General features: G+C 42.0%; 15 protein-coding genes. 12 read left to right on the forward strand and 3 right to left on the reverse strand.

All coding sequences use genetic code 11. From position 1 onward, the window contains the following. Positions 1 to 40: 40 nt before the first annotated feature. The 12 genes from rplL (at position 41) to AC0VZ5_RS01360 (ending at position 20,804) form a co-directional block, all read left to right on the forward strand. Positions 41 to 403 carry a 50S ribosomal protein L7/L12 gene (gene rplL / locus AC0VZ5_RS01305; protein ID WP_008108465.1) on the forward strand — a complete coding sequence of 121 codons (363 nt, stop codon included), beginning with the start codon at positions 41 to 43 and terminating at the stop codon, positions 401 to 403. A gap of 268 nt (positions 404 to 671) precedes the next feature. Then, positions 672 to 4,697 (forward strand): DNA-directed RNA polymerase subunit beta, encoded by a 4,026-nt coding sequence (rpoB, locus tag AC0VZ5_RS01310; protein WP_010392125.1) that lies wholly within the window; start codon positions 672 to 674, stop codon positions 4,695 to 4,697. Between the two features lie 104 nt (positions 4,698 to 4,801). After that, on the forward strand, positions 4,802 to 8,974 hold the full coding sequence (gene rpoC, locus AC0VZ5_RS01315) for a DNA-directed RNA polymerase subunit beta' (protein WP_054202751.1): 4,173 nt from the start codon (positions 4,802 to 4,804) through the stop codon (positions 8,972 to 8,974). Between the two features lie 194 nt (positions 8,975 to 9,168). Further along, the gene (gene rpsL, locus AC0VZ5_RS01320) at positions 9,169 to 9,543 is read left to right on the forward strand and encodes a 30S ribosomal protein S12 (RefSeq protein ID WP_002958885.1); all 375 of its coding nucleotides are present in this window, start codon (positions 9,169 to 9,171) and stop codon (positions 9,541 to 9,543) included. Positions 9,544 to 9,640: 97 nt separating this feature from the next. After that, on the forward strand, positions 9,641 to 10,111 hold the full coding sequence (gene rpsG / locus AC0VZ5_RS01325; RefSeq protein WP_010392135.1) for a 30S ribosomal protein S7: 471 nt from the start codon (positions 9,641 to 9,643) through the stop codon (positions 10,109 to 10,111). Between the two features lie 27 nt (positions 10,112 to 10,138). Next, a complete protein-coding gene (gene fusA, locus AC0VZ5_RS01330; RefSeq protein ID WP_010392137.1) occupies positions 10,139 to 12,253 on the forward strand; it encodes an elongation factor G in 2,115 nt (704 codons plus the stop codon). 62 nt (positions 12,254 to 12,315) lie between these two features. After that, the gene (gene tuf, locus AC0VZ5_RS01335; protein WP_109875886.1) at positions 12,316 to 13,500 is read left to right on the forward strand and encodes an elongation factor Tu; all 1,185 of its coding nucleotides are present in this window, start codon (positions 12,316 to 12,318) and stop codon (positions 13,498 to 13,500) included. 334 nt (positions 13,501 to 13,834) lie between these two features. After that, positions 13,835 to 14,635: a VOC family protein gene (locus AC0VZ5_RS01340; protein ID WP_475473880.1), complete on the forward strand. Its 801-nt coding sequence runs from the start codon at positions 13,835 to 13,837 to the stop codon at positions 14,633 to 14,635. A 116-nt stretch (positions 14,636 to 14,751) separates the two neighbouring features. Beyond that, on the forward strand, positions 14,752 to 15,114 hold the full coding sequence (locus AC0VZ5_RS01345) for a hypothetical protein (RefSeq protein ID WP_290169184.1): 363 nt from the start codon (positions 14,752 to 14,754) through the stop codon (positions 15,112 to 15,114). Continuing rightward, complete coding sequence (locus tag AC0VZ5_RS01350) at positions 15,114 to 17,444, forward strand: fatty acid cis/trans isomerase (RefSeq protein WP_475473882.1); 2,331 nt, start codon at positions 15,114 to 15,116, stop codon at positions 17,442 to 17,444. The genes AC0VZ5_RS01345 and AC0VZ5_RS01350 overlap by 1 nt, the downstream gene beginning before the upstream one ends. A gap of 116 nt (positions 17,445 to 17,560) precedes the next feature. Next, positions 17,561 to 19,285: a response regulator gene (locus tag AC0VZ5_RS01355; RefSeq protein WP_475473884.1), complete on the forward strand. Its 1,725-nt coding sequence runs from the start codon at positions 17,561 to 17,563 to the stop codon at positions 19,283 to 19,285. A 67-nt stretch (positions 19,286 to 19,352) separates the two neighbouring features. Next, the gene (locus AC0VZ5_RS01360; protein ID WP_475473886.1) at positions 19,353 to 20,804 is read left to right on the forward strand and encodes an ATP-binding cassette domain-containing protein; all 1,452 of its coding nucleotides are present in this window, start codon (positions 19,353 to 19,355) and stop codon (positions 20,802 to 20,804) included. Between the two features lie 6 nt (positions 20,805 to 20,810). Here the strand turns inward: AC0VZ5_RS01360 and AC0VZ5_RS01365 are convergent, their stop codons facing one another. The 3 genes from AC0VZ5_RS01365 to AC0VZ5_RS01375 form a co-directional block, all read right to left on the reverse strand. Continuing rightward, complete coding sequence (locus AC0VZ5_RS01365; RefSeq protein WP_475473888.1) at positions 20,811 to 21,689, reverse strand: TraB/GumN family protein; 879 nt, start codon at positions 21,687 to 21,689, stop codon at positions 20,811 to 20,813. 246 nt (positions 21,690 to 21,935) lie between these two features. Next, on the reverse strand, positions 21,936 to 22,307 hold the full coding sequence (locus AC0VZ5_RS01370) for a diacylglycerol kinase (RefSeq protein ID WP_010390346.1): 372 nt from the start codon (positions 22,305 to 22,307) through the stop codon (positions 21,936 to 21,938). Then, on the reverse strand, positions 22,304 to 23,977 hold the full coding sequence (locus AC0VZ5_RS01375; RefSeq protein WP_475473890.1) for a phosphoethanolamine transferase: 1,674 nt from the start codon (positions 23,975 to 23,977) through the stop codon (positions 22,304 to 22,306). Before AC0VZ5_RS01375 ends, AC0VZ5_RS01370 begins: the two co-directional genes overlap by 4 nt. Positions 23,978 to 24,393: the final 416 nt, after the last annotated feature.

A 24,393-nucleotide genomic window follows, 5' to 3' on the forward strand; every position in this document is an offset into this window, starting at 1 on the left:
ATTTGGACCTTAGAGTCCGTTAATTATTAGGAAATTTGTAATGTCTGTAACTAAAGACCAAATCCTTGACGCAATTGCTGAAATGTCAGTAATGGACGTTGTTGCTCTAGTTGAAGCAATGGAAGAAAAATTCGGCGTAACTGCTGCAGCTGCTATGGTAGCAGGTCCTGCTGCTGAAGCTGCTGAAGAGAAAACAGAATTTGACGTAATCCTTACTGGCGCTGGCGCTAATAAAGTTGCGGCAATCAAAGCTGTACGTGGCGCAACTGGTCTTGGCTTAAAAGAAGCTAAAGCTCTAGTTGAAGCTGCTCCAACTCCAGTTAAAGAAGGTATCTCTAAGGAAGAAGCTGAAGCTCTTGCTAAAGACCTTACAGAAGCTGGTGCTGAAGTTGAGGTTAAGTAATCTAGCTTTTGCTAGGTTCGCTGCCTGAGAAATCAGGCAAGGGCTGGTGATTATTTAATCACCGGCCTTTTTGCGCTATAGAGCGACTATTCTTATATCGCAAATAAAATCTGATTTATTCTTTAATTTCAACGCTTTATAGTTTGCTAGTGTTGAAGTGGGATTAAGTTGGAACAACAGTTAATGTTGTACATCTTGGCATAGATGCCAGTTAAGTCTGTTCTTACAAGAACAGGTCGGGTCAAAGATCAGCAAGCTGAGGAACCCCATGGCTTACTCTTATTCTGAAAAGAAACGTATCCGTAAGGATTTTGGTAAACGTCCACAAGTTTTGGATATACCTTTCTTACTGTCGACGCAGTTAGAATCGTTTAAAAAATTCTTAGTCCCGGACGCTGATGGCGATCATGGTTTGGAAGCTGCCTTCCGTTCTGTGTTCCCAATTAAAAGCTACTCGGGAAATTCTGAGCTTCAATACGTAAGTTATCGTATTGGTGAGCCAGTATTCGATGTAAAAGAATGTCAAATTCGCGGTGTGACTTATTCTGCTCCACTTCGCGTGAAACTGCGTCTTGTAGTAATGGACAAAGAAGCTCCAGGCACAGTTAAAGACATTAAAGAGCAAGAAGTTTACATGGGCGAAATTCCGCTCATGACCGATACCGGTACTTTTGTAATCAATGGTACAGAGCGTGTTATCGTTTCTCAGCTACACCGTAGCCCTGGTGTATTCTTTGATAACGACCGCGGTAAAACTCACTCGTCAGGTAAAGTGCTTTATAACGCACGTGTAATTCCTTACCGTGGTTCATGGTTAGACTTCGAATTTGATGCAAAAGATAACTTATATGTACGTATTGACCGTCGTCGTAAATTACCGGCGTCTATCATCTTACGTGCACTTGAGTACACGAGTGAAGAAATCCTAGATATCTTCTTCGATACAACTGCGTTTGAAATCGCTGACGGTAAGGTTCTTATGGAACTTGTACCTTCACGTTTACGTGGTGAAACTGCCGCTTTTGATATCAAGAGCGAAGACGGTGAAGTCCTTGTTGAAAGCGGTCGTCGTGTTACGGCTCGCCACATCAAGAGCATCGAGAAAAAAGGCATTAAGCAATTAGAAGTACCACATGAGTACATCATTGGCCGTGTATTAGCGAAGAACTATGTTGATGAGTCAACAGGTGAAATCATTGCTACTGCAAATGACGAGCTAACGCTTGAAATGATGGCTGAATTGGTTAAAGCCGGTCACACGACCATTGATACACTATACATCAATGAAGTGGACAGCGGCGCTTACATGTCAAATACGTTGAATATTGACTCGTCAAGCAACCGTTTAGAAGCACTAGTAGAAATTTATCGCATGATGCGCCCAGGCGAGCCACCGACGAAAGACGCGGCTGAAGCCTTATTTGAGAACTTATTCTTCTCAGAAGAACGCTATGACTTATCAACAGTAGGTCGTATGAAGTTCAATAGCCGTGTTGGTTACGATTCAGACACAGGCCCTGGCACATTAAGCAAAGAAGACATCGTAGCGGTTATGAAAGTATTGATTGCTATTCGTAACGGTGTTGGCGATGTTGATGATATAGACCACTTAGGCAACCGTCGTATACGTAGTGTTGGCGAAATGGCTGAGAATCAATTCCGTGTAGGTTTAGTACGTGTAGAACGTGCTGTACGTGAGCGTTTAAGCTTAGGTGACCTTGATGCGGTAATGCCACAAGATCTTATTAACGCTAAGCCTATTTCGGCAGCGGTTAAAGAGTTCTTCGGCTCGTCTCAGTTATCACAGTTTATGGACCAAAATAACCCGCTATCAGAAGTAACGCACAAGCGTCGTATTTCTGCATTAGGTCCGGGCGGTCTAACTCGTGAACGCGCTGGCTTTGAAGTACGTGATGTTCACGTAACTCACTACGGTCGCGTATGTCCAATCGAGACTCCTGAGGGTCCAAACATCGGTCTAATTAACTCATTGTCTACGTATGCACGTACCAATGACTACGGTTTCTTAGAAACACCTTACCGCAAAGTGGTAGACGGTGTAGTAACTGATGAAGTTGATTACTTATCAGCCATTGAAGAAGGTCAGTTTGTTATCGCACAGGCGAACTCAAACTTAACTGAAACCAATGAGTTTGTAGATGAACTTATTCCATGTCGTCACAAAGGTGAATCAACCTTTATGGGTCGCATGGACCAGCAATATATGGATGTATCACCACAACAGGTGATCTCTGTAGCGGCCGCACTTATCCCGTTCCTAGAACACGATGATGCTAACCGTGCATTGATGGGTTCAAACATGCAACGTCAAGCAGTACCAACATTGAAAGCGGACAAACCGTTAGTAGGTACAGGTATTGAGTTAACACTAGCAAAAGATTCTGGTGTAACGATTGTTGCTAAACGTGGTGGTGAAGTAATGTATGCCGACGCAAGTCGCATCGTTGTTAATGTACATGAAGAAGAGCGCATCCCTGGTGAAGCGGGCATCGACATCTACAACTTAACCAAGTACACACGTTCTAACCAAAATACATGTATTAACCAAAAGCCGACTTGTATGGTTGGTGAACCGGTTACTCGTGGCGATGTGTTAGCAGATGGTCCTTCGACTGACTTAGGTGACTTAGCCCTTGGTCAAAACCTTCGCGTGGCATTCATGCCATGGAACGGTTACAACTTCGAGGATTCAATCTTACTATCAGAGCGCGTAGTTGAAGAAGATCGTCTAACGACTATCCACATTCAAGAACTACAGTGTATCGCCCGTGATACTAAATTAGGCTCAGAAGAGATCACAGCAGATATCCCGAACGTGGGTGAATCTGCACTAGGCAAGCTTGATGAATCAGGCGTTGTATATATTGGTGCTGAAGTTAAAGGCGGCGATATCCTAGTAGGTAAAGTGACTCCGAAAGGCGAAACGCAATTAACACCAGAAGAGAAGCTACTACGTGCTATCTTCGGTGAAAAAGCGTCTGACGTTAAAGACAGCTCTTTACGTGTACCTAACTCTGTAACTGGTACTGTAATCGACGTACAAGTTTTCACCCGTGATGGCGTTGAAAAAGATAAGCGTGCGTTAGAAGTTGAAGACATGCAGCTTCGCGAAGCGAAGAAAGACTTCAACGAAGAGTTCCGTATTCTAGAAGCTGGTGTTTTAGAGCGTGCTCGCAAGTTACTTGTGGCAGCTGGCTTCGATGAAGACAACTTAGCGTCACTGAATGCTGAAAAGTTACTAACTCAAAGCCTTGCTGAAGAAGACAAGCAAGCTGAACTTGAGCAACTAGCTGCACAGTACGATGAGCTTAAAGCTGAATACGATAAGAAGTTTGAAAACAAACGTCGTAAAATTACTCAAGGTGATGACTTAGCACCAGGTGTACTTAAAATTGTTAAAGTATACTTAGCTGTTAAACGTCGTATCCAACCGGGTGATAAAATGGCGGGTCGTCACGGTAACAAAGGTGTTATCTCGACTATCGTACCAGTAGAAGATATGCCATACGATGACAAAGGTCGTACGGTAGATATCGTACTAAATCCACTAGGTGTACCATCGCGAATGAACATCGGTCAGATCCTTGAAACACATATGGGTCTAGCTGCACGCGGTATTGGTGAGCGCTTAGAAGAAATGATGAAAGAGCAACGCGAGCTTCATGAGCTACGTGAATTCATCAAACAAGCTTATGAGATCGGTGAATCTCGTCAGGTTGTGGATATCGCTAGTTTCTCTGATGACGAAATTCGTCGTTTAGCTGAAAACTTAAAAGGTGGTTTACCGATTGCTACTCCTGCATTTGATGGCGCGAAAGAAGACGAAATCAAAGACATGCTAGAGCTAGGCGGCTACCCTAGAAGTGGTCAGGTTACACTTTATGATGGCCGTACTGGCGATCAGTTTGAACGTCAAGTAACTGTAGGTTACATGTACATGCTTAAACTTAACCACTTGGTTGATGATAAGATGCACGCGCGTTCTACTGGTTCTTACAGCCTTGTTACTCAGCAGCCGCTGGGTGGTAAAGCACAGTTCGGTGGCCAGCGTTTTGGTGAGATGGAAGTATGGGCACTTGAAGCTTACGGTGCTGCTTACACTCTACAAGAAATGTTAACAGTGAAATCGGATGACGTGAACGGTCGTACTAAGATGTATAAAAACATCGTTGATGGTAACCATAAAATGGAACCAGGTATGCCAGAATCGTTCAACGTATTGTTGAAAGAAATCCGCTCACTGGGTATCAACATCGAGTTGGAAGAAAATTAAGCCAATTAGATGCTGCAGTGAACGCTGCAGCATCTGTTATGGCTGAATAGAATGTAGGGACGAGAACATCCGTCCTCAAGATTAACTCCGACAGGAGAGCTAAGGTGAAAGACTTACTTAAGTTTCTGAAGCAACAAAATAAGACCGAAGAATTCGATGCAATTCGCATTGGTCTTGCTTCACCAGACATGGTTCGTTCATGGTCATACGGTGAAGTAAAGAAACCTGAGACTATTAACTACCGTACTTTCAAGCCTGAGCGCGATGGCTTATTCTGTGCCCGTATTTTCGGCCCAGTGAAAGATTATGAGTGTTTATGTGGTAAATATAAACGCCTTAAACACCGTGGTGTGATCTGTGAAAAGTGTGGCGTTGAAGTAACACTCACTAAAGTGCGTCGTGACCGTATGGGTCATATAGAACTGGCAAGTCCAGTTGCGCATATATGGTTTTTAAAATCATTACCGTCACGTATCGGCTTAATGCTTGATATGACGCTTCGTGATATTGAACGTGTTCTTTACTTCGAATCATTCGTAGTAACTGAGCCTGGTATGACAACGCTTGAGCGTGGTCAGCTATTAGGTGAAGAAGAATACCTAGATGCACTTGAAGAGCACGGCGATGAGTTTGAAGCGAAGATGGGTGCTGAAGCAGTATTAGACTTGCTTCGTGAACTCGATCTTGCTCAATTAATTGCAGAGATGCGTGAAGAGTTACCAACAATTAACTCTGAAACTAAGCGTAAAAAGATCACTAAACGTCTTAAGTTAATGGAATCGTTCCACCAATCAGGTAATAACCCTGAGTGGATGATCATGACAGTACTTCCAGTATTGCCACCTGACTTACGTCCATTAGTACCACTAGACGGTGGCCGCTTTGCGACATCTGATCTAAATGACCTTTACCGTCGTGTTATTAACCGTAATAACCGTCTTAAGCGTCTACTAGATTTAGCTGCACCAGATATTATCGTACGCAACGAAAAACGTATGTTACAAGAAGCGGTTGATGCGCTACTTGATAATGGTCGTCGTGGTCGTGCAATTACAGGTTCTAACAAACGTCCACTTAAATCGCTTGCTGATATGATCAAAGGTAAGCAAGGTCGTTTCCGTCAGAACTTACTTGGTAAGCGTGTAGATTACTCTGGCCGTTCTGTAATCACGGTTGGTCCTACACTTAAGCTTCATCAGTGTGGTCTTCCTAAGAAGATGGCATTAGAGCTTTTCAAACCATTCATCTATGGCAAATTAGAACGTCGCGGCATGGCTACGACAATCAAAGCAGCTAAAAAGATGGTTGAGCGTGAAGTAGCGGAAGTATGGGATGTACTAGACGAAGTAATTCGTGAACATCCAGTATTACTTAACCGTGCACCAACACTTCACCGTTTGGGTATCCAAGCGTTTGAACCTGTGCTTATCGAAGGTAAAGCGATTCATTTGCATCCATTAGTATGTGCGGCTTACAACGCCGACTTCGATGGTGACCAAATGGCGGTACACGTACCGCTAACAATTGAAGCGCAGCTAGAAGCTCGTGCGTTAATGATGTCTACAAACAACATCTTATCGCCTGCTAATGGTGAGCCAATCATCGTTCCTTCACAGGACGTTGTATTAGGTCTTTATTACATGACGCGTGACCGCATTAACGCCAAAGGCGAAGGCACCGTATTTAAAGATCCTAAAGAAGCAGAAAAAGCATACCGTAGTGGTAATGCCGACCTTCACGCAAAAGTGAAAGTACGTATTAGCCAATCAGTAGCTAATGAAGATGGTGTTGTAGAAGATACAATTACTATCATTGATACTACAGTGGGTCGTGCAATTCTGTCTCTTATTTTACCTAAAGGTATGCCGTTTGAGTCAATCAACCAAGCTCTAGGTAAAAAGCAAATTTCTAGCTTATTAAATGAGTGTTACCGTCGTCTTGGTTTAAAAGACACAGTTGTGTTTGCTGACCAAGTTATGTACACCGGTTTCCACTACGCAATGAAGTCAGGTGTTTCAATTGGTATCGATGACTTAGTTATCCCACCAGTGAAAGCATCAATCATTGAAGCAGCAGAAGCTGAAGTAACTGAAATCAACCAACAGTTCCAATCGGGTCTTGTTACGGCTGGTGAAAAGTACAACAAAGTTATCGATATCTGGTCACGTGTAAATGAAAACTTATCACGTGAAATGATGGCGAACTTGTCAAAAGACACCGTAGTGAATGCGCAAGGTGAAGAAGAAGAGCAACCGTCATTTAACTCAGTGTTTATGATGGCCGACTCAGGTGCTCGTGGTAGTGCCGCTCAGATCCGTCAGCTAGCAGGTATGCGTGGTCTAATGGCACGTCCAGATGGTTCAATCATCGAGACGCCAATCACGGCTAACTTCCGTGAAGGTCTAAACGTACTTCAGTACTTCATCTCAACGCACGGTGCGCGTAAAGGTCTTGCCGATACAGCACTGAAAACAGCGAACTCGGGTTACCTAACGCGTCGTCTAGTAGACGTTGCACAAGATTTGGTAATCAATGAAGACGATTGTGGCACAGAAGATGGCTTAACAATGAAACCGCTTATTGAAGGTGGTGACGTTGTAGAAGCACTTCGCGAACGTGTACTAGGTCGTGTTGTTGCTGAGCCTGTTGTTATCCCTGGTACTAATACAGTACTTGTAGAACGTAACATCATGCTTGACGAAAAACTGTGTGACCTTTTAGAAGAGCACTCAGTTGATGAAGTTCGTGTACGTTCAGTTATCACCTGTGATAACGACTTTGGTGTTTGTGCTAAGTGTTATGGTCGTGACCTAGCACGTGGTCATATCATCAACGCGGGTGAATCAGTAGGTGTTATCGCGGCACAATCAATCGGTGAGCCGGGTACACAGCTTACGATGCGTACATTCCACATCGGTGGTGCGGCATCAAGAGCGTCTGCTGAGAATAATGTACAAGTTAAAACTAACGGTACATTAAAACTTCACAACGCTAAGTATGTATTAAATACAGACGGTAAGATTGTTATTACCTCACGTTCTACAGAAATCACTATCATTGATAGCTATGGTCGTGAGAAAGAGCGTTATAAAGTACCTTACGGTGCGGTATTAACAGTGCAAGACAATGCAGAAGTTCAAGGTAACGACATTGTTGCTACTTGGGACCCGCATAGTCACCCAATCGTTCTTGAGCATAAATCAAAAGTATCGTTCAGCGATATCGATGATTCAAATACTGAAGCACAGACTGACGAACTAACGGGTTTAACTCGTGTAGTTGTTAAAGATCTTGCTAAAGCGAATGCGAAAGAGCCGAAACTTATCATTGAAAGTGATGAGCGTGGCTTGCAAGAAACACGTCTTCCTTCATTCACTACGATTGAAGTAACAGACGGCGCGACTGCAAACCCTGGTGACGTACTAGCACGTATTCCGCAAGAAGGTTCGAAAACTCGTGATATCACGGGTGGTCTACCACGCGTAGCCGACTTATTTGAAGCGCGTAAGCCGAAAGATCCAGCTATCTTAGCTGAAATCACCGGTACGATTAGCTTCGGTAAAGAGACTAAAGGTAAGAAACGTTTAGTTATTACTCCAGCTGAAGGCGATCATTACGAAGAAATGATCCCTAAGTGGCGTCAACTTAACGTGTTTGAAGGTGAGCAAGTGTCTAAAGGTGAAGTTATCGCCGATGGTCCAGAATCACCGCATGACATCTTACGCCTACGTGGTGTGACTCATGTTGCTAACTACATTGTTAACGAAGTGCAAGAGGTTTACCGTTTGCAGGGCGTTAAGATCAATGATAAGCACATTGAAACTATTATTCGTCAAATGCTACGTAAATGTATCATTCTAGACGGTGGTGATACTGAGTTCTTAGCCGGTGAGCAAATTGAAGTGGCACGCGTTAATATCGCAAACCGCGACCTTGAAGCTCAAGGTAAGATCCCAGCTAAGTTTGAAATCCAGTTAATGGGTATCACTAAAGCATCACTAGCGACAGAATCTTTCATCTCAGCAGCCTCGTTCCAGGAGACAACTCGTGTCCTAACAGAAGCCGCTGTAAATGGTAAGAGCGATGAGTTACGAGGTCTGAAAGAAAACGTAATTGTGGGTCGATTGATCCCAGCCGGTACCGGTTTTGCGTATCATCAAGATCGTATGGCTCGTCGTAAGCAAAAAGACGTTGTTGAAGAGCAAACGGTAAGTGCAGAAGAGGCGACTCAAGCACTGACTGATGCCTTAAACGCGGATTTATCTGGAAATCAATAAACCGAATCTAATCAATGGATTAGAGTTTAGCAAGGTAGTTATCTACTGCCTTGCGAGCGGTTTAGGTTGACAGGTCAATCTTTGCTCATTAAAATTCCGCCACCCATTTACTTGCACGTTTAATACATGCTCGTAAAACAAGGGCGGATTTTTTATTTTTTTCAGTAGTAATTTTAATTTCAGGAGCTATTTAAATGGCAACTATTAACCAGCTAGTGCGTAAGCCACGTCGTAGCAAGGTTACTAAAAGTAACTCAGCTGCGCTTAAAGCGTGTCCGCAAAAGCGTGGTGTATGTACTCGCGTATATACAACTACACCTAAGAAACCAAACTCGGCGTTACGTAAAGTAGCTCGTGTACGTTTAACTAACGGTTTCGAAGTAACTTCATACATCGGTGGTGAAGGTCATAACCTTCAAGAGCACAGTGTAATCCTAATCCGTGGTGGTCGTGTTAAAGATTTACCAGGTGTGCGTTTCCACACTGTACGTGGTGCACTTGACTGTGCAGGCGTAAGCGACCGTCGTCAAGCTCGTTCTAAATACGGTGCAAAACGCCCTAAAGGCTAATTGTATTCCGTTAGTAAGGCCAAGCACTAAATATTATTAATTATTGTTTTGGGTTATTGTTCCAAAAGGACAAACCTGAATAAACCGGAGATACAAAATGCCTAGAAGACGCGTAATAGGTCAACGTAAAATTCTTCCAGATCCTAAGTTCGGATCGGAACTTCTTGCAAAATTCGTTAACATCGTAATGTTAGACGGCAAGAAATCTACTGCTGAAAAAATCGTTTATGGTGCGCTAGACGTGGCTGCTGAGAAATCAGGCAAGTCGCACCTAGAAATCTTTGAAACTGCACTTGATAACATCCGTCCACAGGTAGAGGTTAAATCTCGCCGTGTTGGTGGTTCAACTTATCAAGTACCAGTTGAAGTACGTCCAGTACGTCGCAACGCATTAGGTATGCGTTGGTTAGTAGACGCTGCACGTAAGCGTGGCGAAAAATCTATGGGCTTACGTTTAGCTCAAGAAATCGTTGACGCTGCTGATAACAAAGGCACTGCGGTTAAGAAACGTGAAGACGTTCACCGTATGGCTGAAGCGAATAAAGCATTCGCTCATTACCGTTGGTAATCTGTCCTTAACCTTTAAGAGGATTTTATGGCACGTACAACTCCACTTGAGCGTTACCGCAATATCGGTATTTGTGCTCACGTAGATGCAGGCAAAACCACCACAACAGAACGTGTTCTGTTCTACACAGGTCTTTCTCATAAGATCGGTGAAGTGCATGATGGCGCTGCAACTATGGATTGGATGGAGCAGGAACAAGAGCGTGGTATCACAATCACTTCTGCTGCAACAACGTGTTTCTGGAAAGGGATGGACGCTCAATTTGACGACCATCGCATCAATATTATTGATACCCCAGGGCACGTAGATTTCACTATCGAAGTAGAGCGTTCTTTACGTGTACTAGATGGTGCGGTAGTTGTTCTTTGTGCTTCATCGGGTGTACAGCCGCAAACTGAGACAGTTTGGCGTCAAGCGAACAAGTACGAAGTTCCGAGAATGATCTTCGTAAATAAAATGGATCGCACGGGCGCTGACTTCTTAACGGTTGTAAGTCAGGTGAAATCTCGTCTTGGAGCAACGCCTGTTCCAGTCCAGCTGCCTATTGGCGCTGAAGACGACTTTAAAGGTGTTATTGACCTTATTAAAATGAAAGCCATTAACTGGAATGATAAAGACCAGGGTATGACTTTCTCTTATGAGGCAATACCGGCAGAACTTCAGGAATTAGCCGAAGAATGGCGCTCTCACTTAGTTGAAAGCGCTGCTGAAGCTACTGAAGAACTAATGGATAAATACTTAGAAGGTGAAGAGTTAAGCGAAGCAGAAATTAAAAATGCTTTGCGTCAACGCACATTAGCGAACGAAATTGTTCCCATGACGTGTGGTAGTGCATTTAAAAACAAGGGTGTTCAAGCTGTGCTTGATTGCGTTGTTGAATATATGCCATCACCAACACAAGTGAAACAAATCCAAGGTATCTTAGAAAATGGTACTGAGGAAGAGCGTCCTGCTGATGATAAAGCGCCGTTTGCTGCTCTTGCATTCAAGATTGCAACAGACCCGTTTGTTGGCACTTTAACCTTTTTCCGTGTTTACTCTGGTACTGTTAAACAGGGTGACGCGGTATATAACCCAGTAAAAAGTAAGCGTGAGCGTCTTGGTCGTATCGTTCAGATGCATTCAAACTCACGTGAAGAGATCAAAGAAGTCCACGCAGGCGACATCGCGGCGGCTATTGGTCTCAAAGACGTAACAACAGGTGAAACACTGTGTGATCCGAACTCTATTATTACGCTTGAGCGTATGGAGTTCCCAGAACCAGTTATCTCTGTTGCGGTTGAGCCTCGCACAATCGCTGACCAGGATAAAATGGGTATCGCGCTAGGAAAACTAGCTGCAGAAGATCCATCTTTCCGCGTACAAACTGACGAAGAATCAGGCCAGACTATTATCTCTGGCATGGGTGAACTTCACCTTGATATCATTGTCGACCGTATGAAACGTGAATTCAGTGTTGAATGTAACGTTGGTAAGCCGCAGGTTGCATACCGAGAAGCTATTCGTTCAACTGTTGAAGTTGAAGGAAAGTTTGTACGTCAATCAGGTGGTCGTGGTCAATATGGTCACGTCTGGCTTAAACTTGAACCGATGGATATTTCGGATGATGAAGCCCCAATTTACGAGTTCGTAAACGAAACCGTAGGTGGCTCAGTGCCGAAAGAATACATCCCTGCGGTAGACAAAGGTATCCAAGAGCAAATGGCTCAAGGTGTACTGGCAGGCTACCCATTACTTGGTGTTAAAGCGACTTTATATGATGGTTCATTCCATGATGTGGATTCGAATGAAATGGCATTTAAAATAGCAGGTTCACTGGCTATGAGGCAAGGTGCGCTAGATGCAAACCCTGCACTTTTAGAACCAGTAATGAAGGTTGAAGTACTCACTCCTGAAGCAAACATGGGTGATGTAGTTGGCGACCTAAACCGTCGTCGCGGCATGATCGAAGGCATGGAAGATGCACTTGGTGGCCTTAAGCAAATTAATGCTGTGGTACCACTATCTGAAATGTTCGGTTATGCGACTGCTTTACGATCTGCAACACAGGGCCGTGCCTCATACTCTATGGAGTTTTTGAAGTACGCTGAAGCCTCTAAGCAGGTTGCAGATACAATAATTTCAGCTCGCGCTGTTATATGATTTTAGCTTGTCTGGCTCAATACTGAGTCAGGCTTTAATTTCTTTATTAGGAATTTTTTAAGATGGCAAAAGAAAAGTTTGAACGCGTAAAACCGCACGTAAACGTTGGTACAATCGGCCACGTTGACCACGGTAAAACTACACTAACTGCAGCAATCACTAACGTACTTGCAAAAGTATACGGCGGTGTTGCTAAAGATTTCGCATCAATCGATAACGCTCCAGAAGAGCGCGAGCGTGGTATCACAATCTCAACTTCACACGTTGAGTACGATACACCTACTCGTCACTACGCACACGTAGATTGTCCTGGTCACGCCGATTATGTTAAAAACATGATCACTGGTGCTGCTCAAATGGACGGCGCTATCTTAGTAGTTGCTGCGACTGATGGCCCTATGCCACAAACTCGTGAGCACATCCTACTTTCTCGCCAAGTTGGCGTTCCTTACATCGTTGTGTTCATGAACAAATGTGACATGGTTGATGATGAAGAGCTACTTGAGCTAGTAGAAATGGAAGTTCGTGAACTTCTTTCTGAATACGACTTCCCAGGTGATGACTTACCACTAATTCAAGGTTCTGCACTTAAAGCACTTGAAGGCGAAGAGCAATGGGAAGCTAAAATCGTAGAGCTTGCAGAAGCACTAGATTCTTACATTCCAGAGCCAGAGCGTGACATCGATAAGCCATTCATCATGCCTATCGAAGACGTTTTCTCAATCCAAGGTCGTGGTACTGTTGTAACTGGCCGTGTTGAAGCTGGTATCATCAACGTGAATGACGAAGTTGAAATCGTTGGTATCAAAGAGACTACTAAGTCTACTTGTACTGGTGTTGAAATGTTCCGTAAGCTTCTTGACGAAGGTCGTGCTGGTGAGAACATTGGTGCACTTCTACGTGGTACTAAGCGTGAAGACGTTGAACGTGGTCAAGTACTAGCTAAGCCTGGTTCAATCAACCCACACACAACATTCACTTCAGAAGTATACGTACTTTCTAAAGATGAAGGTGGTCGTCATACTCCATTCTTCAAAGGTTACCGTCCACAGTTCTACTTCCGTACAACTGACGTAACAGGTGACGTACAGTTACCAGAAGGCGTAGAAATGGTAATGCCTGGTGATAACGTTAAGATGACAGTAACTCTAATCGCGCCAATCGCGATGGACGAAGGTCTTCGTTTCGCTATCCGTGAAGGTGGCCGTACTGTTGGTGCTGGTGTTGTTGCAACTATCGTTGAGTAATCAACTGTTGTAATGCATTAAGCATTAAAAAAACCCGAGCTTAGTCTCGGGTTTTTTAATGCCTGAAGAAAAGTGATTAGCTATCAGCTTTTAGCTGCTCGGTGCTAATGTAAGCTAAGTAGCCTGAGTTAGTATCAACTCCGAGTAGAAGCCAGCGGTTTAAGAACCTCTGAATATCTATAGTTTAATATTTGAGCGCTGTTTTTTCATAGAAGGGAATATGACTATACGCTAAAACTCAGTAAAGACATGTCTATTCATTGAATAGCTATCGACTCTTATAGACTATTAGCCTAAGCTAAAAATAGCTTAAATTTACAACAGGAAATGGGCGATGAATAATAAAAATAATTATCCGCAAGGTATATTTTGCTGGGCTGAACTGTGTACTCATAATTGGAAAGATGGAAAAGCTTTTTATACCTCGTTGTTTGAATGGGGGAATGACGACCAGCCAATTGGCGAAGATGAATATTACACAATGCTTCAAAAGCAAGGTGACGATATTGCTGCCATGTACCAAATGCCTAAAGAGCAAGTGGACGATTCCACACCTAGCTACTGGCTTACCTATATTGCAGTAGATGATGTTGATACATGTGCAATTAAGGCGCAAAAGCTAGGCGCGCAAATTATAGCAGGGCCTCACAATGTTATGAATGCAGGGCGCATGTTAATGCTTAAAGACCCAACCGGCGCCATAGTGGCGTTATGGCAAGGTAAAGAGCACATAGGATGTCAGCGCCCTTGTGAGCTCGGCACGCCTTATTGGCACGAAATGGCAACGCGTGATAGCGAAGCGAGCCGTCACTTTTACTGCGAATTACTAGGTTGGCAAAGTGAAATAAAGCCTATGGAAGGTATGGATTATACCTTGTTCTTAGTTGCAGGTAAGCCTGTAGCGGGCATGCTACAAATGAATAATGAGTGGCCAGAAGACGTGCCTCCCCATTGGATGATTTACTTTGCCGTGGATAACTGCGATAGCTATGTAAAAAAAGCGGCGATCCTTGGAGGGCAAGTGTGCGTACCTGCTACAGATATCCCTGATGTAGGGCGTTTTAGTGTTATTTGCGATCCTCAAGGGGCTGTTTTTTCTATTATTGAATCGGCAATGGATGATATTAAAGCTTAGTAATTGGTAATGCTTAGGATTAATTTTAGGCTTTAGTATGGTTATTTAGTCGCAGTAATTATGTGCTTTTTTGCTATAATGGCGGTAATTACACCGCCAGTCAGCAAGAGAGTCCAATGGAACTTGAACAAGATAGCAATTTAACCCTCCCTTTATTTATTCTAGATGAGACACTAAGTACCCGTGACTTAGCGCAGCCTGACGTGGAAATTTCAGTTATTTTAAGTGATGAGCTACTGACTCAGCTATGTCAAAACCCCAGTGCTGACAGTAGTATTGGCATAAGCATTACGGACTATGAATTGAATGTCATCAATTCAAGCTTTTCAAGTGTAGTGCAAAGCGAACATGACGCTCAACTAACGCTCACTCAAGGCCCTCTATTAAGCGCTGTAGTGACTACAGTTGGTGAGCTGACATTCGTATCACCTCAAGTTGATATGATGCCCACGTTCGATTTGGGCGATGAGGCAGAGTAATGAAAAAGATCATTATAAGTACATTTGTACTAATTATTTTAAGTGGCTGTGCCTACCTCGGAAATGCTCATTATAACGAACTGTTTGGTCCCGAAAAAACACAAGCGCGTATTGTTGACGCTAATAGTGGTGATGGCGCCGAATTTCTTCAACATGTAAAGCCTGTAATAGATACTCGCTGCGTGGTTTGCCATGGTTGTTATGATGCGCCTTGCCAGTTGAAGTTGTCGTCTCCTGAGGGAATAGATAGAGGGCTAAGTAAAGAGCTGGTGTACGACGGTACTCGGTTGTTAGCCTCAACGCCGAGCCGACTATTATTTGATGCAACCACCACTGAGCAATGGCGTGAAAAAGAGTTTAGCCCGGTATTAAACGAGCGAGCACAAAATGAAGAAGCCAATTTAGCCGGTAGTGTGTTATTTAACACGCTGGTATTAAAGCAAAGTTCACCTTTGCCAGAAGATGAAGTATTAGATGAACGCTTTGATTTTTCGCTTAGTCGCAACCAAAGTTGTGCGACCATGGGTGAGTTTGACCAATTAGCGGATGAGCAACCGCATGCGGGTATGCCTTATGGCTTACCAGGGGTGTCGGCTGCTGAATTTCAGCACCTACAAAATTGGATTAAAAAAGGCGGGAAAATGGCGCATATCAAGCCGCCATCAGCTGCTGAGCTTGCAAAGGTAAAAAACTGGGAAGCATTTTTAAATCAAGATGGTTTGAAGTATCAGTTATCAGCGCGTTATATTTATGAACATTGGTTTTTAGCGCACATCTATTTTAGTGATGCGCAATCACCAAACTTTTTTAAGTTGGTACGCTCAAGCACCCCTCCGGGTGAAGATATTAAGTTAATTAGCGCTCGTCGCCCTTATGATAACCCAAATGTTGAGCGTGTTTATTATCGACTGCTTCACGACCGTTCAACTATTTTGTCAAAAACGCATTTGCCACTTAAGTTATCGGATGAGAAGTTAACGCGCTTATATCAGCAGTTCATCGCACCAAAATACACTGTATCTAGCTTACCAAGCTATGAGCCAGCACTTGCATCAAACCCATTTAAAACTTTTGAAGCACTGCCTATTGATGCTAAGTATCAATTTATGCTCGATGAAGCTGAGTTAATTATTATGGGCTTCATTAAAGGGCCTGTCTGTCGTGGTCAAATAGCACTGAACGTGATTAATGACCATTTTTGGGTGGCATTTGCCGATCCTGAAAAAGTGGCGACTCCAGAGGTTGGTAAAATGCTAATGCAACATGAAGACGCATTAGAGTTACCAGCAGCCGAGGAGAGTAATGCGTTACCTATTTCTAACTGGGTAAAATACTCAGTTCGCGAAAAACGCTATTTAAAAGCCAAGGTAGAGCTAGCTAATAAAATGTTCAAAAATGGCGAGCACTTAACTACTGATTTACTGTGGAAAGGGGAAGGGCATAACCAAAATGCGGCGCTGACAATTTTTCGTCATTTCGATAGTGCAACAGTTGTAAAAGGACTTATTGGTCAGCAACCTAAAACAATGTGGGTACTTGACTACGCATTGTTTGAGCGTATTCACTACTTACTGGTGGCAGGCTTTGATGTGTATGGCAATATTGGCCATCAATTGATAACACGTTTATACATGGATTTTTTACGCTTTGAAGGTGAGCAAAACTTTCTTGCGTTATTACCAGAGTCACAACGCGAAGCTATTAAGCAAAGCTGGTATCGTAAATCACCGCCAAGTCTATCGACCTTTTTCGAAAATAACCGTGAGTTTAGTCAGCCAAGCGGTATTAATTACCAAACTGATAAGCCACAATCAGAGTTATATGGATTAATTAAACAAACGCTTGAGCCGGTATTAAGTCCTCGTTATGACTATAAAAAAGTACCCGCACCATTAAGTGCAATTAACACCATGCCCGCTAAAGCAATTAACTTACTCCCGCAGCTATCGTATGTGTTAGTAAAAGAGCAAGATGAGCACAAGGCTTATACGATTATTCATCATAACGCGCATTATAATATTTCGAGCTTATTAAACGAAGACGGCCAGCGTGCCTATGAAGAAGATACCGTGACAATTGTGCCAGGTTTTATTGGTGATTACCCATCAGCAATTTGGTATTTAAATAACCCGCAACAAGTTGCTGCATTTGCAGAGCAGCTACCGCTTATGCAAGTAGAGGCGGATTATCGGGCTTTAAAGTCTAAGTTTGCGATTCGTCGAACGCACCCTCAGTTTTGGCAATACAGCGATATATTACATCACGTTGCCCGCCAGTATCGAGGGGTTGAATTTGGTATGTTTGATTATAACCGCTTAGAAAATCGTTAATGATATTGTAAGTAGCCCAGCTTTTTAGTTGGGCTTTTTTATATCTAATAATTAGTGAATTAACTAATTAACTTGCTACAGTTAGACTAAAGTGAAAATAAAAAGCAGCTTGGTTTATGTTTAATATTGTAAAGAGTATTCGCAAACGTTATCGGTGGGCATTAATTGCTATTGCCTTGCTGATCAGCGTATCCGCACTACTCATGCAATACTTCTTTTCTGTGCAAAAATACGATGCGAAAATTATCAATATAGCGGGTAAGCAACGTATGCTGTCACAAAAAATAGCGTGGCATAGTAATGCGCTAATTAATCAAACAGCTAACAAAGAACAGCACCTGAAATCGTTAGCCCACTCACTTGGGCTATTCGAGCAAGGACATACTTTTTTACTCACTAAAAATAAGCAAGGTGAGGCGATTTATTTAAATGCTGCTTTAGTTGATTTATATTATGCCGGCCCAGGTAACCTAGATGCCGAGGTATCTAGTTTTATAAAGCAAGCAAAAAAATTACTGACCCAACAAGAACAAGCGAATCCCGTGATGTTTTCTGTGGGCGAGATTGAAGCATTATTAAAAAAATTAGACACCGCGGTGAGCTTATTTGAGCAGCAAGCGGTGACAAAGGTTAATTGGGTAGCCAATATTGAGCTGTTGTGTTGGTTTTTGACTCTAGCGTTATTGCTTCTAGAGTTAAGATTTGTGTTTATGCCAATGGAAAGGCAAGTTTTGCAGACTCTGCTTGAGTATCAACAACAAAAAGAATTTGCCGAGCAAGTCAGTCAGAATAAAGAACATTTTATTGCACGCGCCAGTCATGAGTTTAGAACCCCGTTACAGGGATTAATTAGTTCTATAAATGAATTAACCATTCCCAGCTCGCAACAACAAATTAAGCGTCAAGCTCAGTACTGTTCAACTCGGTTGCTAGCAATGCTAGGTGAACTTCAAGATTTACAGGCGCTTAGTTTAAATCGCTGGTCGTTAAAGCCAACCTCAGACAACCTACTAACAACTTTAAACAAAATACTGGCGGTGTATCAATATGGCTGTACTGAGAAAGGGTTAAAGTTAATTACCGAGTTAGCGCCGAGCTTAGATTGCGCGGTGATTATAGATCACGCACGGCTACAACAAATTGTTTCTGAACTACTTAATAACGCATTAAAGTTTACTGAGCAAGGAGAGGTCACCGTCATTGCTACGCTCAATAACCATCGGTTAGAGTTAAGCATAAAAGACAGTGGTTGTGGCTTTAGCCACCCGGTTGGTCAGCTCGAATTAGATAACAATCAACAAAGTAACCATTTTCAAGGCCTCAGAACAGGGCTTACCCGCGTACAATATATTGTTAATGCGCTCAATGGCGACATTCGTTTTGAGAATAATCATCCACAAGGCGCCATTGTATTTTTAAGCCTACCATTAGAGATGGACACAAGCGAAACTAAGCCAACGCGCTTGCCTGATGATCTTAAGTGTTTAGTGGTTGAAGATAACCCGCTCAACATGTTGGTACTAACAAAGTTATTAAGTTCTTTGAACATACAGGTTGAATTGGCTGAAAATGGCAAAGTCGCTTGTGAAATGGCGGCTGAAAATAGCTATGATGTTATATTTATGGATTTAAATATGCCGGTTATGGATGGCTTTGAAGCCACAAAGCTGCTGCATGAAAAAGACAAAACACGACCCATTATTGTGGTTACCGCAAACACTTCTGATAGTGATATAGCTCGCGCTAAAGCTTGTGGAGCAATAAGTCATATTCATAAACCCATAGATCAGCAAAGTATAATAGCGGCACTAAACGATGCTCTTCTAACAGAGGTTGATTAAATCTCACTTGCCTAATTGTTATTTTGTACGTTAATTTGAATTTTTAAGACTTATTTTGGTAGCTAGTGTGAGCTCAATTTTACTTCAGCAATTTAATGGTTATTTATCCACCGGTGGCAGTAATCGCTATTATATTAAGGATTTAACTTGGCAAGTAAAACAGGGGGAACACTGGGTATTGCTTGGCGGCAATGGCGCCGGTAAATCTGCGCTTGGGGCTACGCTTATTGGTGAAGCCAAGCAACAAAGTGGGCAACGCCATAGTACTTTTAATAATCTACAGTTAGTTTCAAGTGATTTACAAAAGCAGTTATTAAGCGCTAATCGCAAAAGTGATAAACCACAAAAAGTAACCGACATACTCTTTTCTGCGCCTGAAATAAATAGCGATTTATGCCAACAGCTAATTACGGCTCTTAATTTTGATGCCTTACTTAATCGTAATTTTACTGATTTATCGACCGGTGAAACACGTAAATTATTATTGATTAAAGCACTGTCTGCTAATAGTGATTTAGTTGTGCTTGATGAACCATTTGATGGCTTAGACACTGAATCGGCTAGGCAGTTAAACCGCCTATTAAAGCAACTGAGTACGCACACTTGCTTTGTGTTTGTACTAAACCGTGTTGATGAAATTCCTGCGTTTGTTGATCACTTTGCTTATGTGAGCAAGGGTCTTTTACAACATAGCTTAGCAAAACCGTGCGCAGCAAAACGAGCCGATTTGTTTAAGTTACTGCATTTAGAACATACATCTATAACTATTCCAGGTTCACCCGAGCCTACTTTTATTTCAAATGTAAACGCGCCACTCGTTAAGCTTACTGATACGCATGTACGTTATGGTGAACAGACTATTTTTGAAAACTTAAACTGGACGATTAAGCAACACCAACATTGGCAACTTACCGGCAAGAATGGCTCAGGAAAAACCTGTTTATTAAATTTAATCACCGGTGATAACCCTCAGTGTTATAACAATGAGATTGAGGTGTTTGGTTTCAAGCGTGGCACAGGAGAGAGTATTTGGGATATAAAACAGCATATTGGTTATATCTCTAATACCTTGCATTTACAGTATAGAGTGAGTATTTCGGCGCTCAATACTGTTATCTCTGGGTTTTTCGATAGTATTGGTTTATATCAACAAGCCAGTGAGCTACAAATGCGGTTAGCGAAACAGTGGTTGGCATTAATTGGCCTAAGCGATAAAGCTAATTGCGCTTTTACTCAACTATCGTATGGCGATCAGCGCCTATTACTTATTGTACGCGCAATGGTCAAACACCCCGCCTTAGTTATTTTAGATGAGCCATGTTTAGGGCTTGATGAGGCAAATCGTCAACGCGTTTTACTGCTAATAGAAAAGGTGTGTGCGGCAAAAACGAGTACCGTTATTTATGTAAACCATCATGCAGCAGATACCATTAAAGGGATTGAATACACCCTAAAAATGGAAGATTTTAAACCAACTTACTATGAACAGCATACGGATCATAGTGAGTCGATTATATAAGCTTGTTTATAACTGAGTCACCGTGAATCCTTGGTCACGCAGTTGTTTAATTAAGCCATGTTGCTCAACTAAATGCAGAGCACCTACAGCTATAAAAATATTGCCTTGTTCAAGTTTTGGGGTGAGCTGAGTGACCCAATTATTATTACGCTCAATTAGCATCACTTGTTCGCTTTGTTGGCCGTATTGGCTGTTATCAAAACTGGTGTGGTAGTAGCTGGTTAGGGTTTTCATATCACCCTGTTTCCATGCATTTACTAGAGAAATAAAGTAGGTATTAATATCACTGAGTTGTTCAAAGGTTTCTGCCATCATAGCGTTGCTTAATGACTCTAACCCATTAAACATTTGTAGTTGCTGCTCTATGGTTTCAAGCTCTGCAATTTTAATATTATGCTGTTGGGCATAATCTAATATTTGCTTATCAATGCCATTTTTATCTGAATATCCTGCGTTTTGAAACTCAATTTGCATCATGGTTAACATCACAGCCCAAGGTTTAAAGCTGTTGAACATGGCAATATCAATCGACTTTTTAGCAAAGTAGTCTTTCAGGAGTTGATAATTTTCTGTCGACAGCTCACTCTGTAGTGTGCGCCCGTTATTAAGCAGCATATACGGCATAGAGCGTTGCTGCATTTGTAAAGGTGATAGTTTACTAATATCCACTTCAACAACCACTTGCTTGCTGTTATCCAGTGCGTGAGTCACTTTTTGTGGTAGCCCTTTCATGCTGGCATCACCTACATGCACGGTGCCAAATAAATACGAACTAGCGCCTTGTTTTTCTATTTTGAATAGAGCTGGAGCTGCATAGCCATTCACACTAAATGCTAAAAAAACGAACGCCATCAATATATGACTGATACGCAATGACACTTTCATAAAGAATCCTAACCAAGTTAAAGTTGTTTTATAAATACTAACTTAGTTTACTTTATAGGTAACGTAAAAATGCCAGATTAAAAAGCGCTATTGATACCAATTATTGCTGTAGGCCATGTTGCCAAAATTAGTCAAAACGCGTTCACTTTGTTATGAACTCAAGGCGATTCGTGAAAAGCTTCATAGACTGAGAAAAAACACCACCATGACCTACAGCAGCACTAATGCTTTTTTTTCCTTGGCTAATTAAGCCCATAAAACAGACCACCAAAGCAGAACGGTGATGAGCATGGCGATAAAGACACTGGCAGAAGCGATGTCTTTAGCTAGGCCTGATAGTTCATGATATTCGCTACCGATGCGATCAACCACCACTTCGACTGCGGTATTGACCAACTCAGCAAATAACACAAACAATAAGCTGGCAATCAATATTAATTTGCTACTTAAAGTAATTTCTTGCAAGCAGGCAAATACGCCTAGCAAACTAAATAAAACCAACTCTTGCTGAAAAGCAGCCTCAAATCGGCTCATCCATTTTAGACCATTAAAGGTATGGCTTAAGGTAAAAATTAGGCGCATTAGACCTTGGCGTTTTATAACGGTTTTATTATTCATATTTTAGTTTCGCTATGGTTAATCGTTTGACATGACGCGAGTAAATCTTCAGAGGTTTGGTAGGTTTTACTCGCAACACCGGTTAGGTTTAAAAGGGTATGAAAAATAGCATCGTGTGATTGCGCTAAAGTGCTATTTAAATTGTTGAGACACTTGGCTGTAATGCGCTGATTATGCTCATCAGCCCAGATGTAAAGAGGCACATGGGTTTGAGCTGTTGGTGCAAATGCATAGGGGAAGCCATGTAAGTACGCGCCATTTTTACCGAGCGACTCGCCATGGTCCGACACATACAGTAATTGCTTATCAATATTGGCTGGTAGTGCCTTTAACTGTTCAATAACTTGAGCGTTGATAAAATCACTATAAGCAATTGTATTGTCGTAGGTGTTAACCAGTTCTTCAGCGCTACAGTTTTGAATATCGCTGCGGTCGCAGGTTGGGCTAAACAGTTTAAATTTTTCAGGGTAGCGCTTAAAGTAAGTAGGGCCATGTGAACCCATCATATGCAGCACTATAAGCGTATTAGCCTGACTCAAGTTAGCAAGCTTGTGCTTTAGTGGGGCTAGCAACGCTTCATCAAAACAGTATTTACCATCACATAGTTCAGATGCTTTGGTATCAATATTAATGGTAGGTACGCGCGAGCAGACGTTTTTACAGCCACTGTTATTATCAACCCATAAGACATCTGCGCCTGCTTGTTGTATCAAATCAATCACGTTTTGCTGATTATCACTGTCTAAACGAGAAAAATTGGCATGAGTTTGCAGTGAGAACATACACGGAACTGACACTGCTGTGGCCGTGCCACACGACGATACATTATCGAAATAAGTGACATTATGTTTTTGTGTGTATTGGTTGGTATTACGCTCATAGCCTTGGTAGGAAAAATTTTCAGCTCGTGCGGTTTCACCTACTACTATGACAGTAACTCGTGTTGTACTTGGCGATGCTAAAGTTGGTGTGGTATCAATATTTTTAAATTTAATATCGCTGTAAAGCAACTGATCACGTGCATACTTATAGCCACTAGAAAGGTATTGAAATGGAATGATTTCTTTTTTCAATATACGGTTATTTCGACCTGTTGCCGCGTAATCGGCGTAAAAGTTTACTACCACTAAAGCAATCAAAGCACCGCATGCTAGTAACAGTTTAATACGACTGAGTATTTCTTTGTGTGGGCGGGCACAGTTTACGTTTATACGACTCAAAACAAAGGCAGGTAATGCGCCAAAAAGCAGTAAAAAGCCAACAAGTTGCAAGTTTAAATAGCTTAACGCTTCACTAGAGTCCGTCTCTGCTGCGTTTTGTATCATTGAGTAATCAAATACCACTCCATAGTTTAATGAGCCGTAAAGTGCGGCACTTGAGAGCACGAGTAGTAAGTAGTTGATGGGTTTTAATAGCCCTCGAACAGACACCAAAGAAAAAAATATAACTAATAAACACACAAGTAGTAGCGGTACAGAGAATAGAAATAACCACGAAAATGTGTGCAGCGAAGTAATAGCGCTAAACGCACCATGCATAAATGGAATATTAATGATTAAGCCATAATAGCATGCCATTAAAATAACAAATGCATTAGCGCTGCAGTTAAAGTAAAAGCGCTTTTTGGTGTTTGCTTGCGATTGCTTACTGAGTTTGAAAATTGAATTCATAACACATCTCTTTTTAGTGAACGTTGTTATGCTAGGTCGTCACACTTAAGAAACACTTAAGAAGTCAATTTATTTTATTTTGTGAGCTATAAAATACAGCGGTTTGCTAAAAATTAATCAAACCATAATTCACCGTTATAAGAATAGTGAATTTCCTGAGTTGAAATGAAGGGATAAAAAATTCACTTTGTTTAGGTTGTTTGAATTTTAAAACCTAGGCCTGCGTGTTTTTATAATTATTTTGGATTGAATTTGATGTTGACTTAGCGCCCTGAGCGCGGTACTAATATAAAAAGACAGCGAAACAAGAGTTTCGTAATTACAGAAATTAAATGGTATTAAATTTTATGCTTAACAATGCACTTAACCTAGTCCTGATTATTATCGTGGTGATTATTCCCGCGAGGGCTTCGTAG

This window comes from Pseudoalteromonas sp. QJM3NY_12 (genome assembly GCF_056173165.1).